Source organism: Acinetobacter beijerinckii CIP 110307, assembly GCF_000369005.1.
In the GTDB taxonomy this organism is placed as follows: domain Bacteria; phylum Pseudomonadota; class Gammaproteobacteria; order Pseudomonadales; family Moraxellaceae; genus Acinetobacter; species Acinetobacter beijerinckii.
In genome coordinates, this window is sequence record NZ_KB849764.1 from 488,780 (window position 1) to 504,975 (window position 16,196).

The following is a 16,196-nucleotide window of genomic DNA, read 5'->3' on the forward strand; positions in this document are numbered from 1 at the left end:
TAAAAATAGTAGAAAATGCATGTATGATACTTTCAATGTTTGATTGGATGAAAATCAATTATTTGAACGTTATTTCAGCCATCAACACAACATAAATTAAAATAAGTTTAGAGCCCAACATGCCATCAAAAGCTAAGTTTAAACAGTCGACACTGGTTCATTCTATGCATTTAATTTTTAAAATGCAGGATTTTCCTAAACTTATTTGTAGTAGTTTTTTGATTAGTTCTTGTATATCAGTTGCTTGGGCTCAAGAGCAAGCGCCAGTTTTGTCTGAAAATGAATCAGTTTTACAGCCTCAGGTTTCTGCTGACTTGCAATCAAGTGTCAGTAGTATTGGTTATACGCCATCTTCAGAAGTTCAATATTCTCAATACAGCAGCTCAGATTTTGATAGTCTTGCAGCTTTGCAACAACAAGAACAATCCCTAAACCAAATTAATGAATTAAAGCCAATTGAGTTAGATGATAATTTAGAAAACTTACCTGTGTTGACCGTAGATCAAAACATGGCAGATGAGATCTTTCGTGTTGCTGAAGATGCAAAAAATGAGGCAAAAAATTATAAGGATAGTGCTTCGAAAGTCCCAGAAATTTCGGTGAATGATGCTTCTCAGTCAGAATTAACACAGATTACTCAAGCGCCTGTTAATATTGATCAACTGATGCAACAGATTCAAACAGATAGTAAGATTGTTGTTGAAGCAAATGAAACAGGTAGAACACTTGCAGAGCTTCAGCCCAAAGAAGAACAAGCACAAGAAAAAATTGGTTTCTTTAAACGAATATGGACGCGTTTACGTCCTGAAAATTTATTAAATGCCGATAAAGTTCCACGTATTACAGCAGATGTTTCAGGAGCACCACCTGAATTAGCCACCAATATTAAGGCCAAACTTTCTAGTTTTACTCAGGAAGCTTTTGAAGATTTCAGTGTGGCGCTACCACAACTACGATCCTTGACAAATCAAGCTGCTCAAGCTGTTGGTTATTATAATGCTGAATTTAAGTTTGAGAGATTGAGTGACAGTAAGGTAAAGGTGAATGTCGTACCTAATGAGCCTATCATTATCAAAGATCAAAATATTGAGTTTACAGGTGCAGGTGAGAACTTACCCCAATTTCAAGTTATACGCTTAGTTCCAGAACAAGATGTTGATGACATCTTTAATCATGGCAAATATGAAGCGACTAAAAACAAAATTGTGAATACTGCAACTGATAACGGTTTCTTTGATTCCTTTTGGCGATTACATGATGTCAAAATTAGCCAACCAGAAAAAGTTGCTGATATTAATTTAAAATATGAGACAGGTGAGCGCTATAAGCTGAAACAAGTCGAATATCGCATGAGTGATCCAAACAAGCCTTTACCTTTAACACAAAAGGTTTTAGACAGTTTGGCACCGTGGAAAGAGGGTGATGATTATGCTTTTTGGCGTGTTAATCTCTTGGCGAATAATCTGACAAATACACGCTATTTTAACTACACTCTAGTCGATACGATTAAACCTGATCCTATCCAACCGCCGTTAGAACTTGCTCCAGATTTACAAGTATTGGTTAATCAACAAAAAATTCAAGAATCACAATTATTAAATAGCCAACAAAAAGAAGATTTGGCTAGACAAAAAGTCACCTCAGCGCAAGAAGTTACTCAGGATGTGGTTGATGAATCACAGTTCTCTGGTGGGCAAGCAGCGCAGCCTTATGCTTTAGCAAGTACGATGCCTTTATCTCATGATCACGAAGATGAAGATGATGCGCGCCAACAAATGGAAGAACAAGCAAGAATTGATAAAAAGATTCCAGTTGTGGTGACTTTAAATGCAGATCGCTTGAATAGTCTTGAAACAGGTATCGGTTATGGAACTGATACAGGTGCACGTATTAGAAGCCAGTATAGACGTGCAATCGTAAATAAATACGGTCATGCGTTTGATGCGAACGTTGAAGTTTCTGAAATTCGTCAGTCAATAGATGGACGCTATAGCATCCCTTATAAACATCCGTTGAATGATTATTTTAACCTTGTAGGAGGTTATGAACGTGAAACACGCGATGATATTGGACCGAATATTAATCTGTTGGTTGAATCCGCTGTACTAGGTGGTGAACGAGTGATTAAGAATCCATTGGGTGATTGGCAGCATACTATGGGGCTACGTTATCGTTTGGACCGTCTAACCAAACAGGGTGATATTGATGTTAATGATTTGCCAGATGCCTTTAGAGTTTCAGGTATTGATTCGGAGCAAGAATCACTCTTGTTCGGTTATGAGTTATCTAAAACTAATTCTAATTCTCGCTTGAATCCGACCAAAGGGTTTAAACAAACATATAAAGTTGAGCTAGGTACAGAATCGTTACTATCAGATGCGAATATGGCAATCCTAACTGCAGGATGGCGCTTTATTTATTCTTTAGGTGAAAATGAAGACCATCAATTTGTCGGGCGCGGCGATGCAAGCTATATCTTTACAGATGACTTCAATAAAGTGCCATACAACTTACGGTTCTTTACTGGAGGAGATCAATCTCTTCGTGGTTTTGATTATAAGAGTCTCTCACCTGAAGAAAATGGCTATAAGATTGGTGGACAAGCATTAGGGGTAGGATCTTTTGAATACAACTATCAATTTAAAGATGGCTGGCGTGCAGCAATTTTTTCTGACTTCGGGAACGCTTATGATAAGCAATTTAGTAATCCGACAGAATATAGTATTGGTGTAGGTATTCGCTGGAAATCACCGATTGGGCCAATTCGTTTAGATGTGGCGTCGGGAATTTCAAATGATAATAATCCTATACGATTACATTTCTTTATTGGTCCACAACTTTAATAACTTTTAAAAATTCCTTCGAGAAGGTCAAACAATTTTAGGTCGATTATGTCGGAAGTAGAACAGCAACCAACAGCTCCAATTGGACCAAAACAAAAGCGGCATATACTCCGTAGTATTCTGCTGATTGTGCTTATCATTTTTTTACTCTTTATAAGTTCATTCCTTGTCATGATGTCTACGGATAAGGGAAGTCGGTTTCTATTAGATCGTGTTCTCAAGAGTCAAACCATCATTACTTATGAGTATGAGAGCGGCAATTTACTCAAAGGGATTATTCTTAAAAATGTTTTATTGAAGCTCAGTGCTGTAGATGTGTCACTTGATCGTGCTGATGTATCTTTGGGCTGGCGTGCAATGCTCAATAAAGAAATACATTTAAGTCATGCCGATGTTCGAAACTTAAAGGTTATAAACAAAAAACCACCTTCAGATAAACCATTTGCATTTGATGCCATTAAATTACCTTTTGTTTTGCGCATAGATGAGGCGACTTTAGATCATTTGCAAATTAAAACTGCAACATCTAAAGTTGATTTTAATGATGTTTATTTAAAAGACGCACTTTGGTCAGGGACTAAACTTGAGTTTGAAGATTCTCGAATGGATATGGGCTATCTAGCAGTTAAAAATGCCAAGGGTAGTATGGACTTTAGTGGCAAATATCCAATCGATGCCAAGGCAGATGTAATTATTCCGTCTTTAAAAAGTTTAGATATACACACAATAAAACTGGTAGCGACAGGTACTCTAGATACTTTAAAAGCAGGAATTGCAACCACTACACCTGATTTACTTACAGGCTGGGTAAGACTTCACCCAGTACGTGAACATGTTCCTATGCAGGGTGAGTTGTTGTTTAAAAACTATCATTTACCGCTAATGAAAGAACAAAAATTATTTGCAAAAGATGGTGTAGCTAGATTTAGCGGTGATATTGAAAAGTTAGTGCTAAATTTAGACACAGATCTAAAAGGTGAGCAAATTCCAGAAGGTAAATATACTGCGATTATGGATACCGATCTGGTGAATCAATTAAATATCCGTGATTTTAACGGACAGTTGATGGGTGGTTCGGTTGCGCTAGCAGGCTTGGTGAATTGGCACGATCATGTGTCGTGGGATATTAAAGGACGTTTAAATCGTCTGAATCCTAAAGATAAAACAGTTCCTCAAGTCGCGCAAGATTTTTTACCGCCGAATTTGGACGCAAATCTAAGCACCTCAGGTTCGATGGAAAAAGGCTTGGCTCTAATTGCCAATCTTGCCTTTGATCAATACGAAACGTGGACAGTTAGACTAGATCAAGCCGCTTCAAAAGATAATCAATCACAGCCGATGTTGTTGAATGTTGCTTGGCAAGATATTGATCGCGCTGTGCCTTATATTGGCTGGCTAAGTAGTGATGAAGGTCAAACCAATGTAACTTTAAAAGATGGTCAGCAAGATGTATTTGTTTCAACGACGGTTCGCCCGCATGAGCAAACATTATTGCCGACAGGAAAATACGAAGCTCGACTTGATTTGAAAGATAACCTTTTAAATGTGGAAAATTTTTTATATCAAGCTGATAAGGGTAAGTTAACAGGTCAAGCAAAAGTTAAATTACCAAATGAAAAGCAACAATTGGTTTGGAATGCGGATTTAAAAGCCGAGAATTTTAACCCTCAAAGCATTTCAACTGCCGCGCCAGTGAATTTGTTAAATGGTCAGATCAAAGCGAATGGTTTTGCAAAACCAAATCAACAAATCATTAAGTTTGATCAAATTGATTTAAAAGGACAAATTCCTCAAGCTGGTAAAGTTGAGACTGTTGCACTAAAAGGTAAAAGTACTGCGGCTCTAATTTTCAATGATCAAAAGGCTGGTGGCGGTTTCAAAAGCTTTGCAGTGAATTATGATGGTTCATTGAATGCTTTGAATCAAGGCAATGGGTTATTGAAAATCGATTTAGCAGGTACACCTGAATATATTAAAATTAATGAATTAAAGCATGATGGTGTTGCGGGTAAAGTATTTGCAAAAGGTGCAGTAAATCTAAAAGATAAAATTGGATGGGATATTCAAGCTTCGCTAGTACGATTTAAGCCACAATATTTCGTTTCAAGTGTAAAAGGTGAAATTTCTGGAAATGTAAACTCACAAGGTGTGTGGTCTGATAAATTAAAACGAATTGATATTAGACAATTAAATGCTGCTGGTTTGATTAATAACAAAGCCATACGTGGCCGTGGTAATTTATCATTATTACTAGACTCGAATCAAAAAGGCTTTTTACCTCAACAGTTTGAAGCAAATGATTTATTTCTTTCATATGCTCAAAATCAGTTGCAAGCAACGGGTAATGCTCAAAATTTAAGAATCAAATTAAATGCACCTGCGTTATATGAACTTTATCCTGGATTACAAGGTCGTGCATACGGCATTTTGAATGTGCAATCGCAGCCAAGGTTAAAAGCCACTGCAAATATTGCCGTTGATAATTTTGCGTTTAATGATTTAGCCAGTATCAAATCATTACGTATACAAGGTGAGTTGCCAACTTCAGAAACAACACCGACTTTATTAACTGCAAAAGTTGATCGCTTGCGTAACGGTAATCGAGAAATTGAAAATGCGACGATCAGCTTGGCTGGTACACGTAAAGCGCATTTATTAAAAGTTGAAAGTAAAAACCGTCAATCGAATTTTTATGTACAGCTAGCAGGTGGTTTTAACCAAAATAATGATTGGTTAGGGCAACTCCAAAAAGGTAATTTTAGTTCGCGTCGTGTCAATCTTGTACAAAACCAAAGTGCACCGATTGTTTATTCAACTGCATTGTCTGAGTTATTTGTAGGGCAACACTGTTGGCAGAGTTCAAGTAGTCAAGTTTGTTTGGATCAGTCAGCTCGCATTAGTAAAGCCAAAGGTAATTTCTCAGTCATTACCAAAAATCTAGACTTAAATGATTTTGCTGCATTTATGCCTGAAGGATTAGCAGTTACTGGATTATTAAATGGTTATGCGAGAGCATCTTGGGTGAGTGGTGCTCGTCCAAAAGTGGATGCAAGCTTAGTGACTCGTAATGGCAAAATTGGTTTAGCCGCAGCAGATCCGCAGGATATTGCGACAACAGTTACTTACGATGAATTAAGTCTTTTAGCAAAAAGCGTGACTGATGGATTGTTATTCCGTGTTGATATGAAAACGCCTGATATCGGAACAGGTTATGCAAACGTCATTATTAATCCATTCCAAAGTACGATGCCAATGCGTGGAGAAATCGCTTTTGATGATGTGCAACTCAAAATTTTCAAACCATTTATTAAAGATGTACGCTCAATGGGCGGTACATTAGCTCTGGCAGGTAAGGTGAATGGAACACTGACTCAACCACAATTTACAGGTGAAATGCGTTTAAAAAATGGTGCAATCAGTATGATTTCATTGCCTGTAAATTTAAACAATATTCAGCTTTACTCATCTATCCGTCAAGATTCTGCAAGTATTGATGGAGCATTTAATAGTGGTCAAGGTGTTGGTCGACTTAAAGGTAATTTTGATTGGAAAGATAATCCGCATCTCGCATTGACTTTAAAAGGTGATAATTTATTAATTCGCCAAGCACCGATGATCACTGCAATTGTAAAACCAGATTTAAGTCTTGATGTATACCCGTTTGATCAGCGGTTAAGTTTAAAAGGCACAATTGATGTTCCGCGTGCTCGTATTTCAATGCCAGAAAGCTCTGCAACAGTGGTTAATGTTTCGCCTGATGTTCGTGTTGTTCAGCAAGGTCAAGACTTATTGGCGACCTTAAAAGCTGCAAAACCTTGGGATATTCGTGCTGACATGACAGTGACTTTAGGTAATCAAGTTATTTTCCAAGGCTTTGAAAGTAACATTCCTTTAGTGGGACGTTTACATCTTTCACAACGTGGCTTAGAAACAGCAATGCGTGCTAATGGTGCGATAGGTGTGAGTCAAAAAGTGAAAATCGAAGCCTATGGTCAAAGTCTGGATTTGAATAGAGCGATTGCACGTTTTAATGGGCCACTTGCCAATCCAACATTGGATATTGATGCCAATAAACCAGTACAAGGTAGCATGGTGGGCGTGCGCGTTACAGGTACGGCAACGGTTCCAAATATTCAAGTGTACAATGATGCAGGTCTATCTGAACAAGAAGCGTTAAATGCATTACTGACAGGGCGAATAAATGAAGGTAACAGTGGTTTAAGTAATACAGAGGGCTTTAAATCTGATGTAAACAATACAATTGCTGCTGCCGGTATTAGTATGGGCTTGGGTGGTACGCGAGCATTGACCAATCAAATTGGGCGAACTTTTGGTTTAAGTGGTTTAGCACTGGATGCGCAAGGTACTGGTGATGACACTCAAGTCAGCCTAACAGGCTATATCACACCAGACTTATTCATTCGTTATGGTATTGGTGTATTTACGCCGGTGAATAAACTGACTTTACGATATCAGATGAACCGTCGACTTTATTTGGAAGCAAGTCAGTCATTGGAACGAGCATTAGACGTTTTCTATAACTGGCGATTCTAATGATCTAACATTAAAAGCCTGTTTTATATTGATAAAGCAGGTTTTTTTTCGACTATTTTTTATAATAAAAAAGTGATAAAATTAATTTAAGTTATTGAAAAATATATATTTATTGACAATTTTTGGAGTTATGAGATGAAATCTGTCACTTTTGGTCAGCTTTGGGCAGTCATTGGTTTAGGATTAATGTGTATTACAAACCAAACCTATGCCAAAGAATACTATAAGTGGGTAGATGCTCGTGGGGTAACGACGTATTCCGCTACACCGCCACCAAGTCAAAAGAAAGAACCACAACTTGATCCGCTTAAAAAAAATACAAATGCTGTTTCAGCGGAGCAAGCAACAGCGATGTCCAATAGTGCAGCAGTGAAAGATACCAAATCAGTTAACTCAACATCAGCTATTCCAACGAATGTTATAAATAAGCCAGTTGTCACAGCTTCTAATGATAAATTAAGTGCCGCTAGTGAAGTACTCACTTCGATCAAAAGCTGTAATGGTGTGAGATGCTGGGATGCAAAAGGTAAGATTTTTAATTTAGTTGCAGGTAACACCTATCTTTCGTCAACAGGTGGAAAATGCCAAAAAATTGCAAATAACATGCGCTGTAGTAAATGATTTGTATATTTTTATTACCAACTGAATCTTTTTAAAGGCTTCCTTTTTGCAAAATGAATCAGTTTGAGTATGATGTGTGCATCAAATTAATCGCAGTATGATGATGAAAAAGGTTTTGTTGATTGCAGTCGGTTTGGTTTTAGGTGGTTGTGCAGATAAAAAGCCATTAACACCAGAACAGCAATGGCATGGATATTGTGTTAGTGTGGGTAATGCGGCTCGCTCAATTACTTTAGATCGCCAAAATGGAATCGAGCAAAAACAAGCCAAAGAACACGCGGCTAAAATTGAAGATGAAACTACGCGTAAATTTATCTTTGAAATTTTGGATGAAGTGTATGCAATTCCTGTTGATCAGCTTAAAGCCGATCCTGATGCAATACGCGAACAGCTCAAGCAGAAATTTATGAATCAATGTTTGGAAACACCGCACGATAAGCTTCCAAACTATAAATCATTTTAATGTGTTAATGAAAAAGGCAACACCAGTTGTCTTTTTTTATGCGTGTAATTTGTTGTTTTATTGAGCTTTGATCTAATACCAAAGCGGTATTTAAAACAGATGAACATTTCGCTATAAAATAATGGGCATCACGTAGAAATACGGTAGTTCGATTAACTTTTATCGCGAAGTCTAGTAAAATTTTGCTGTCCATATTACTTGTGAAGCTTGTAGAAAGCTGGAACTTGCGAGTAATTTTTTAAAAAAGAGGAATAACACTGTGCTAGAAGCTTACCGCCAACACGTTGAAGAACGTGCCGCACTCGGAGTCCCACCGAAGCCACTTGATGATGCTCAAACTGCTGAACTTGTAACTTTATTAAAAAATCCACCAGCAGGCGAAGAAGCTTATTTAGTAGATTTGCTTGAAAATCGTGTTCCAGCAGGTGTTGACCAAGCTGCTTATGTAAAAGCTGCATTTTTATCTGCTGTTGCAAAAGGTGAAGCGACTTCTCCGCTAGTAACTAAAGAGCGTGCAGTTTATTTACTTGGCACAATGCTTGGTGGTTACAACGTAGCTCCTCTTGTTGATCTTCTTGATAATGCTGAACTAGCAGAATTAGCTGCTGAAGCATTAAAGAAAACACTTCTTGTATTTGATGCATTCCACGATGTAGCAGACAAAGCAAAAGCAGGTAATGTTGCTGCTAAAGCTGTATTACAATCTTGGGCAGATGCAGAATGGTTCACTAGCCGTGCTGATGTTCCAGAAGAAATCAAAATCACTGTGTTCAAAGTAACTGGTGAGACGAATACAGATGACTTATCTCCAGCGCAAGATGCGTGGAGCCGTCCTGATATTCCATTACATGCAAATGCAATGCTTAAAAATGAGCGTGATGGTATCAATCCTGAAAAACCAGGTGAAGTTGGTCCATTAAATCAAATCAAAGAATTGATCGCGAAAGGCAACCAAGTTGCTTATGTTGGTGACGTTGTTGGTACGGGTTCTTCTCGTAAATCTGCAACTAACTCTGTTCTTTGGTTCTTCGGTGACGAACTTCCACACATTCCAAACAAAAAAGATGGTGGTGTGTGCTTAGGTTCTAAAATCGCTCCAATTTTCTTCAATACAATGGAAGATGCAGGTGCATTACCTGTAGAAATCGACGTTGCCAACATGAACATGGGCGACGAAGTTGTATTGAAAATTGATCACGCTGCTGCAAAAGTTACTGCTTTTAAAGATGGCGTACAAATTTCAGAAGCTGAACTTAAAACACCTGTACTTTTAGACGAAGTACGTGCTGGTGGTCGTATTAACCTGATCATTGGTCGTGGTTTAACAACTAAAGCGCGTGAAGAATTAGGTCTTGAACCGTCTACATTATTCCGTACTCCAGTACAACCTGCTGACACTGGTAAAGGCTTTACACAAGCTCAGAAGATGGTTGGTCGTGCATGTGGTTTAGCTGAAGGTCAAGGTATCCGTCCGGGTACTTACTGTGAACCTAAGATGACTACAGTTGGTTCTCAAGATACAACTGGTCCTATGACTCGTGACGAGTTAAAAGACTTAGCGTGCTTGGGCTTCTCAGCTGACTTAGTGATGCAGTCTTTCTGTCACACTGCTGCGTATCCAAAACCAGTTGACGTTACCACTCACCATACATTACCTGACTTCATTATGAACCGTGGTGGTGTATCTTTACGTCCAGGTGACGGTATTATCCACTCTTGGTTAAACCGTATGTTACTTCCAGATACAGTCGGTACTGGTGGTGACTCACATACTCGTTTCCCAATTGGTATTTCATTCCCAGCGGGTTCTGGTCTTGTTGCGTTCGCAGCTGCAACTGGTGTTATGCCACTTGATATGCCTGAATCTGTACTTGTTAAGTTCAAAGGTAAAATGCAGCCTGGTATCACTTTACGTGACCTTGTACATGCAATTCCTTACTACGCGATTCAAGCGGGTGACTTAACTGTAGAGAAGAAAGGTAAGAAAAACATCTTCTCTGGTCGTATCCTTGAGATCGATTTATCAGAAATGGAAAATGACTTGACTGTTGAGCAAGCATTCGAACTTTCTGATGCTTCTGCTGAGCGTTCTGCTGCTGGCTGTTCAATCACACTTTCTGAAGAGAAAGTTGCTGAATACTTACGTTCTAACATTACTATGTTGAAGTGGATGATCGCAGAAGGTTATGGCGATGCTCGTACAATGGCACGTCGTGCTGAAAACATGCAGAAGTGGTTAGACAACCCGAGCTTGTTAAAAGCTGATGCTGATGCAGAATACTTAAAAGTTTACGAAATCGATCTTGCTGATATCAAAGAACCAATCCTTTGCTGCCCGAACGATCCAGATGATGCGAAACTTCTTTCTGACGTTCAAGGTGACAAAATTGATGAAGTGTTCATCGGTTCTTGTATGACCAACATCGGTCACTTCCGTGCGGCTGGTCAGTTACTTGATAAAGTACCAAGTGGTTCATTAACGACTCGTTTATGGTTGGCTCCACCAACACGTATGGATGAACATCAGTTGATGGAAGAAGGCATGTACAACATCTATGGTCGTGCTGGTGCGCGTACTGAGATGCCAGGCTGTTCATTGTGTATGGGTAACCAAGCACGTGTAGCACCGAATACGACATGTGTATCGACTTCTACTCGTAACTTCCCGAACCGCTTAGGTCAAGGTGCAAACGTTTACTTAGCTTCTGCTGAGCTTGCATCTGTAGCTGCTGTTCTTGGTAAATTACCAAGCCCAGAAGAATATCAACAGTACGCGTCGCAAATCGACAGCGCTGCTGCTGACATCTACAAATACTTAAACTTCGACAAGATGAGCGAATATACAAAAGAAGCTGATCAAGTTGATACCAAGAAAATCCAAGCTGCTCAATTGACTTAATGAGCCTAGGATCAAGAAAAGCGAAAGGCTTTTCCTAGCGCAAAAACAAAGCTATGTTTTGTTTGAGCAAAAAGCTAAAATAAGGGCTGAGTAATCAGCCCTTATTTTATGTTGTGCTTCCTAAGTAAATTCTTTAGAATTTTTATAACTAAAATTTCGATTTCTATAAAATGGCAAAACCTAGAATTTTTATTAGTTCAACTTATTTTGATTTACGTAATATTAGAAGTGATTTAGATCGATATATTAAAGAAAGAAATTATGAGCCGATCCTCAATGAAAAGGGACATATTGCTTATTCAAGCCAAGCAAGATTAGAAGAATATTGTTATAAAGAAATAGAGAACTGTGATATTTTAATATCAATTATTGGTGGAAGATTCGGTTCAACTGCCTTCGAAAGTGGTGGTTATTCAATATCACAAAAAGAATTAAGAACAGCATTAGAAAAAGGAAAACAAGTTTATATTTTCATTGAAAAAGCAGTATTACATGAATATAGAACTTATGAGCATAATAAAGAGAATTCTGACATTATTTCCATGATGAAGTTTTCAGCAGTTGATGACTTGAAAGTTTATCAGTTTCTAGATGAAGTTTTCGCTTTGCCAATTAATAATCAATATACAGGTTTTGAAACATCTAATGATATAGTGCAATACTTACAAGAACAGTGGGCTAGTTTGTTTCATAGTTTATTAAGTGATGCTGCAAAGCAAAAAGATGTAAAAATTATAGAGGAACTCAAAGATACTGCAAAAACTTTAAAACAACTAGTTAGTTATTTGACCAGTGAAAAAGAAAAAGGAAATGAGGCTATTAGAGAGATTCTATTTTCTAATCATCCTGTTTTTAGTATAATCCAAAATGCAATAGGTACTAATATTAGAGTATATTTTACTAATTTAGACGAATTAAAAAATCTTATGGATGCTTTTGGTTATCATTATCTTGATGGTTTATTTGATTCGGATACCTATTTTGAATGGCGTTATAGTAACAAGATTATAAAAGTAAGTAAGAAAATTTTTCTTGATGATATGAAATTAAAACCAATGAACGTTAATGATTGGGATAATGAATTGGTATTGATTACGAGCTTAAAAGCTCAACAACATGAACTTGATGATGACTTACCCTTCTAGGTTATACAATAAATATTGTATTTTATGCTTTTAATTTATCTGATATGGCATTACAAATGTCATGCCATATTGCTATCTAGAAATCACCAATAACCCAATACTTTCCACCAAAGTCCGCCAATCATCACAAAGATGATGATATTAACGACACTCATAACAAAGCCCGCTTTCCACCATTCACCCAGTGTGGTGTAACCCGAACCGAACACCACAGGCGATGTGCCTGTTGCATAATGGGTTAGAGTCATCATGATGCTTGATGCTGCTGCCATCATTAAGGCAAACAACATCGGTGGCGCACCTAATGCTAGTCCAGCCGTATAGAAGGCAGCAAACATGGCAGTGATGTGTGCAGTGGTACTGGCAAACATATAATGTGCATACAGATAAGCAAGCATCAATAATAAACAGGCAGGCATCCAGCTCAGTCCTAAATGACCAATACCTGTTTCTAACACACCTGAGAACCATGTGATTAAACCGAGTTTATTTAAATAAGTCGCCATCATCACCAAGGCAGCAAACCACGTGATGGTATCCCATGCGCTTTTTTGCGTCAGGATATCTTCCCAAGTCAATACGCCAGTAATCAGCAGCAAACCCAAACCAATAAAGGCTGTCGTGGTGGGATCAACCGCCCAAGCCGAACCAAAAATCATGGCAGGGATGCCTGCCCATAACAGCAGTAAAATTCCAAATACACCCAGCATAATGATTTCATTTTTGCTGACGGGGCCCATTTCTTTTAACTTGGTTTTGGCAAATTGAGCCGCATTCGGGGTTTCTTTGACTTCAGGCGGATACATCCAGTACATAATCAACGGCATGATGATCAAGGCAATCAAACCAGGTAATAACATCGCCAGTGCCCAAGTACTCCAGCTCAAGGAAATCTGACTGTTGGTTGCTTTCGCTACCAGATCAACCACCAAAGGGTTTGGGGCGGTTGCGGTAATAAACATGGCAGAAGTAATCGGGTTGGCTTGATAGTTCACCAAAGCTAAATATTTCCCCATACGACCCTCAGTGCCTTTGGCAGGGTCAGAGTCATAACTGGTAGAAATTGCACGGACAATTGGGTGAATAATCCCGCCACCACGAGCCGTATTACTTGGGGTAACTGGTGCAAGAATCAGTTCAGACAGCACCATGCTATAACCAATACCAATGGTTTTCTTACCCCACACCGCGATAAATAAATAGCCTAAGCGTGCACCCAATCCCGTTTTTTGCAAACCTTTGGAGATCATGATCGAAATGCCGATCAACCAGATTAGAGGGTTGGAAAAACTACTGAGCGCATCTTGAATCGCACCACTTGGATTGTCATTAGTAACACCTGTCACTGCGACCAAAGTAATGGCAATAATCGCAATTGCACCAATCGGCATAGCTTTACCAATAATAGCGGCAATCACACCAACAAACATTGCCAGCAAATGCCAAGCATTAGGATCAACACCTGCGGGCACAGGAATAACGAACCAGATCAGTAATGCAATAAATAAAGAGATAAGCGTCGGGAGAGCTTTAAATCCCATGTAATTTCCCCTTGTTGTATGGGTTTAATAAAATTTATAGTTCTTTATGAATGAATCGTTAAAGAAAATAGCCACTAAGTCTTTATTATCATTGAAGAGAGTGTCGAACTGCAAAGAGAGTTTTGTTGAAACAGCGTTATATTAGGCAGTGAATAGACAAATGATTTGCTTGTATAAAAGGAAATAGCTATTGGGAACAAAATCTCTTATTAAATTTTTGAGCAACATGCTACATTTTCTACTTGCTTGATCAAATAATAAGTATGGTATGACTCAATTTTCATTACAGCAATCAAGACGTTTTGTTTATAACATTCTCCACGACGATGATTATAAAACTAAGATTAGTATTTGTATAAATTATTTATTGATTGCTTTGATTATTGGCAATGTTGCAGCGGTATTATTAGAGTCAATCAATGAAGTCTATAAGTTGTACCAGCCTTACTTCAATATTTTCGAAAATCTTTCGATCTTCATTTTTAGTGCTGAATACCTTCTTAGGTTTTGGAGTATTGCTGAAAAAGACCCAACTCAATCTGCTTGGAAGCAACGCATACAGTGGATGAAAAGTGGCGGTGCAATAATTGATTTGATGGCAATTTTACCTGCCTATTTAAACTTCATTGTGCCGATTGATTTGCGTTTCTTACGTGTTCTGCGTTTAGTGAGGTTACTCAAACTAACGCGTTATTTTGTGTCATTACAAATTCTTTTACGCGTCATTCAACGCGAAAAAGGATCATTCCAAGCAGTTATTTTTATCTTATTCATTATGATTGTGATGACAGCCTCTGCAATATATGTTGTGGAAAATAAAGCTCAACCAGAGGTTTTTAGTTCGATACCGCAAGCAATGTGGTGGGCTGTGGTTACTTTGACTACTGTGGGTTATGGCGATGTCACACCTGTGACCAATTTGGGTCGAATACTCGGCGCATTTATTACCATTCTTGGTGTTGGAATTGCCGCTTTACCAGCGGGTATTTTAGCTTCTGGTTTAGCTAATGAGTTAAATCAACGCAATCAACGGCTTGAGCAAGAATTCCGCGAAGTTTTACAAGCTAAAGGGTTGGATTTGCTGCATGATCAAGATGAAATTGAAAGGATTAGAAAAAAAGTGGGCTTGCCTAAAGAGCAAACGCATGAAATTATTATGCAATTGGTTCGAGAAAAGTTAATTGAAGATCAGGAGCAAGAAAACAAACAATATCGGTTTTGCCCGCATTGTGGGGAAAAACTATCTGAATAGTTTGAAATGGATGATGAAATTGAATGCTTAAGTGCAAGCCTATGTTATTTATTCTTATGTAGTAACGAAAAATTTGACATAAAGTAACTCATGTACGCTGAGTCTTCGTACAAATTTATCATCGAGCATCTTAAAAAAATGTAGATAGATGACTTGAATAGAGATGCAATTCAGACATTTTATAATCAATCTCCGAAGTATTGTCTTCGGATTTTTTATATGATGCTATGAAATAAACAATACATATATAAGCTAATGCGTTTTTCTTTTTTATGCTTTGGTACGATGATTCTGGTCATTTTATTAGTGATTTCTGGCATACAACCTTTTGATCGAATCACTTGGTGGCTTGAAGTCATACCTGTATTGATTGTGCTACCGTTATTATTTGCCACATATAAAGCTTTTCCACTGACTGCGATTTTGTATGTGCTTATTTTCTCACATGCGATTGTATTAATTGTTGGTGGGGCATATAGCTATGCACGTGTGCCTTTGGGTTTCGAAATAGCGCAATGGTTTAGTTTGGATCGAAATCCTTATGACAAGCTTGGGCATTTTATGCAGGGCTTTGTGCCTGCCATAGCTGTGCGTGAAATTCTGATTCGTAATCATATTCTAGCCAAAGGCAAAATGCTCAGTTTCATTGTGATCTGTATTGTATTGGCAATCAGTGCCAGTTATGAATTGATTGAATGGGCGGCGGCATTGTCTTTGGGGCAAGGTGCAGAAGAGTTTTTGGGAACGCAAGGTGATGAGTGGGATACGCAATCAGATATGTTCTTTGCACTGATTGGGTCGATCACAGCCTTACTGTTGTTATCTCGATGGCATGATCGACAAATTGCAAAGTTAATGTAGTCATAGACAAAGCGATG

The 16,196-nt window shown here is 38.2% G+C and carries 9 protein-coding genes; 8 read left to right on the forward strand and 1 reads right to left on the reverse strand.

Annotated features, from left to right (window positions below; all coding sequences use genetic code 11):
- Positions 1–119 precede the first annotated feature (119 nt).
- The 6 genes from F933_RS03910 to F933_RS03935 all read left to right on the forward strand — a co-directional run bounded on the left by F933_RS03910 (position 120) and on the right by F933_RS03935 (position 12,525).
- Positions 120–2,843, forward strand: coding sequence for an autotransporter assembly complex protein TamA (locus F933_RS03910; protein ID WP_005058684.1), 2,724 nt, complete (start codon positions 120–122; stop codon positions 2,841–2,843).
- 48 nt (positions 2,844–2,891) lie between these two features.
- On the forward strand, positions 2,892–7,397 hold the full coding sequence (locus tag F933_RS03915) for a translocation/assembly module TamB domain-containing protein (protein WP_005058685.1): 4,506 nt from the start codon (positions 2,892–2,894) through the stop codon (positions 7,395–7,397).
- Positions 7,398–7,532: 135 nt separating this feature from the next.
- On the forward strand, positions 7,533–8,018 hold the full coding sequence (locus tag F933_RS03920) for a DUF4124 domain-containing protein (protein WP_005058687.1): 486 nt from the start codon (positions 7,533–7,535) through the stop codon (positions 8,016–8,018).
- A 103-nt stretch (positions 8,019–8,121) separates the two neighbouring features.
- Entirely contained in the window at positions 8,122–8,481 is a 360-nt protein-coding gene (locus F933_RS03925) for a hypothetical protein (protein ID WP_034710469.1), read from the forward strand.
- 259 nt (positions 8,482–8,740) lie between these two features.
- On the forward strand, positions 8,741–11,380 hold the full coding sequence (locus F933_RS03930) for a bifunctional aconitate hydratase 2/2-methylisocitrate dehydratase (protein WP_005058692.1): 2,640 nt from the start codon (positions 8,741–8,743) through the stop codon (positions 11,378–11,380).
- Between the two features lie 170 nt (positions 11,381–11,550).
- Positions 11,551–12,525 (forward strand): DUF4062 domain-containing protein, encoded by a 975-nt coding sequence (locus tag F933_RS03935; protein ID WP_005058694.1) that lies wholly within the window; start codon positions 11,551–11,553, stop codon positions 12,523–12,525.
- Between the two features lie 83 nt (positions 12,526–12,608).
- Here the strand turns inward: F933_RS03935 and F933_RS03940 are convergent, their stop codons facing one another.
- Positions 12,609–14,066 carry a DASS family sodium-coupled anion symporter gene (locus F933_RS03940; RefSeq protein WP_005058696.1) on the reverse strand — a complete coding sequence of 486 codons (1,458 nt, stop codon included), beginning with the start codon at positions 14,064–14,066 and terminating at the stop codon, positions 12,609–12,611.
- 268 nt (positions 14,067–14,334) lie between these two features.
- Between F933_RS03940 and F933_RS03945 the strand changes: the two genes are divergently transcribed.
- Both F933_RS03945 and F933_RS03950 read left to right on the forward strand, forming a co-directional pair.
- A complete protein-coding gene (locus tag F933_RS03945) occupies positions 14,335–15,318 on the forward strand; it encodes an ion transporter (protein ID WP_005058699.1) in 984 nt (327 codons plus the stop codon).
- A gap of 255 nt (positions 15,319–15,573) precedes the next feature.
- Complete coding sequence (locus tag F933_RS03950) at positions 15,574–16,179, forward strand: DUF2238 domain-containing protein (protein ID WP_005058701.1); 606 nt, start codon at positions 15,574–15,576, stop codon at positions 16,177–16,179.
- Positions 16,180–16,196: the final 17 nt, after the last annotated feature.

Coding starts and splice junctions, on each gene's coding strand:
- F933_RS03920 (WP_005058687.1), top strand. CDS start 7,533: ATGAAATCTGTCACTTTTGGTCAGCTTTGGGCAGTCATTGGTTTAGGA.
- F933_RS03935 (WP_005058694.1), top strand. CDS start 11,551: ATGGCAAAACCTAGAATTTTTATTAGTTCAACTTATTTTGATTTACGT.
- F933_RS03950 (WP_005058701.1), top strand. CDS start 15,574: ATGCGTTTTTCTTTTTTATGCTTTGGTACGATGATTCTGGTCATTTTA.
- F933_RS03940 (WP_005058696.1), bottom strand. CDS start 14,066: ATGGGATTTAAAGCTCTCCCGACGCTTATCTCTTTATTTATTGCATTA.
- F933_RS03910 (WP_005058684.1), top strand. CDS start 120: ATGCCATCAAAAGCTAAGTTTAAACAGTCGACACTGGTTCATTCTATG.
- F933_RS03915 (WP_005058685.1), top strand. CDS start 2,892: ATGTCGGAAGTAGAACAGCAACCAACAGCTCCAATTGGACCAAAACAA.
- F933_RS03945 (WP_005058699.1), top strand. CDS start 14,335: ATGACTCAATTTTCATTACAGCAATCAAGACGTTTTGTTTATAACATT.
- F933_RS03925 (WP_034710469.1), top strand. CDS start 8,122: ATGAAAAAGGTTTTGTTGATTGCAGTCGGTTTGGTTTTAGGTGGTTGT.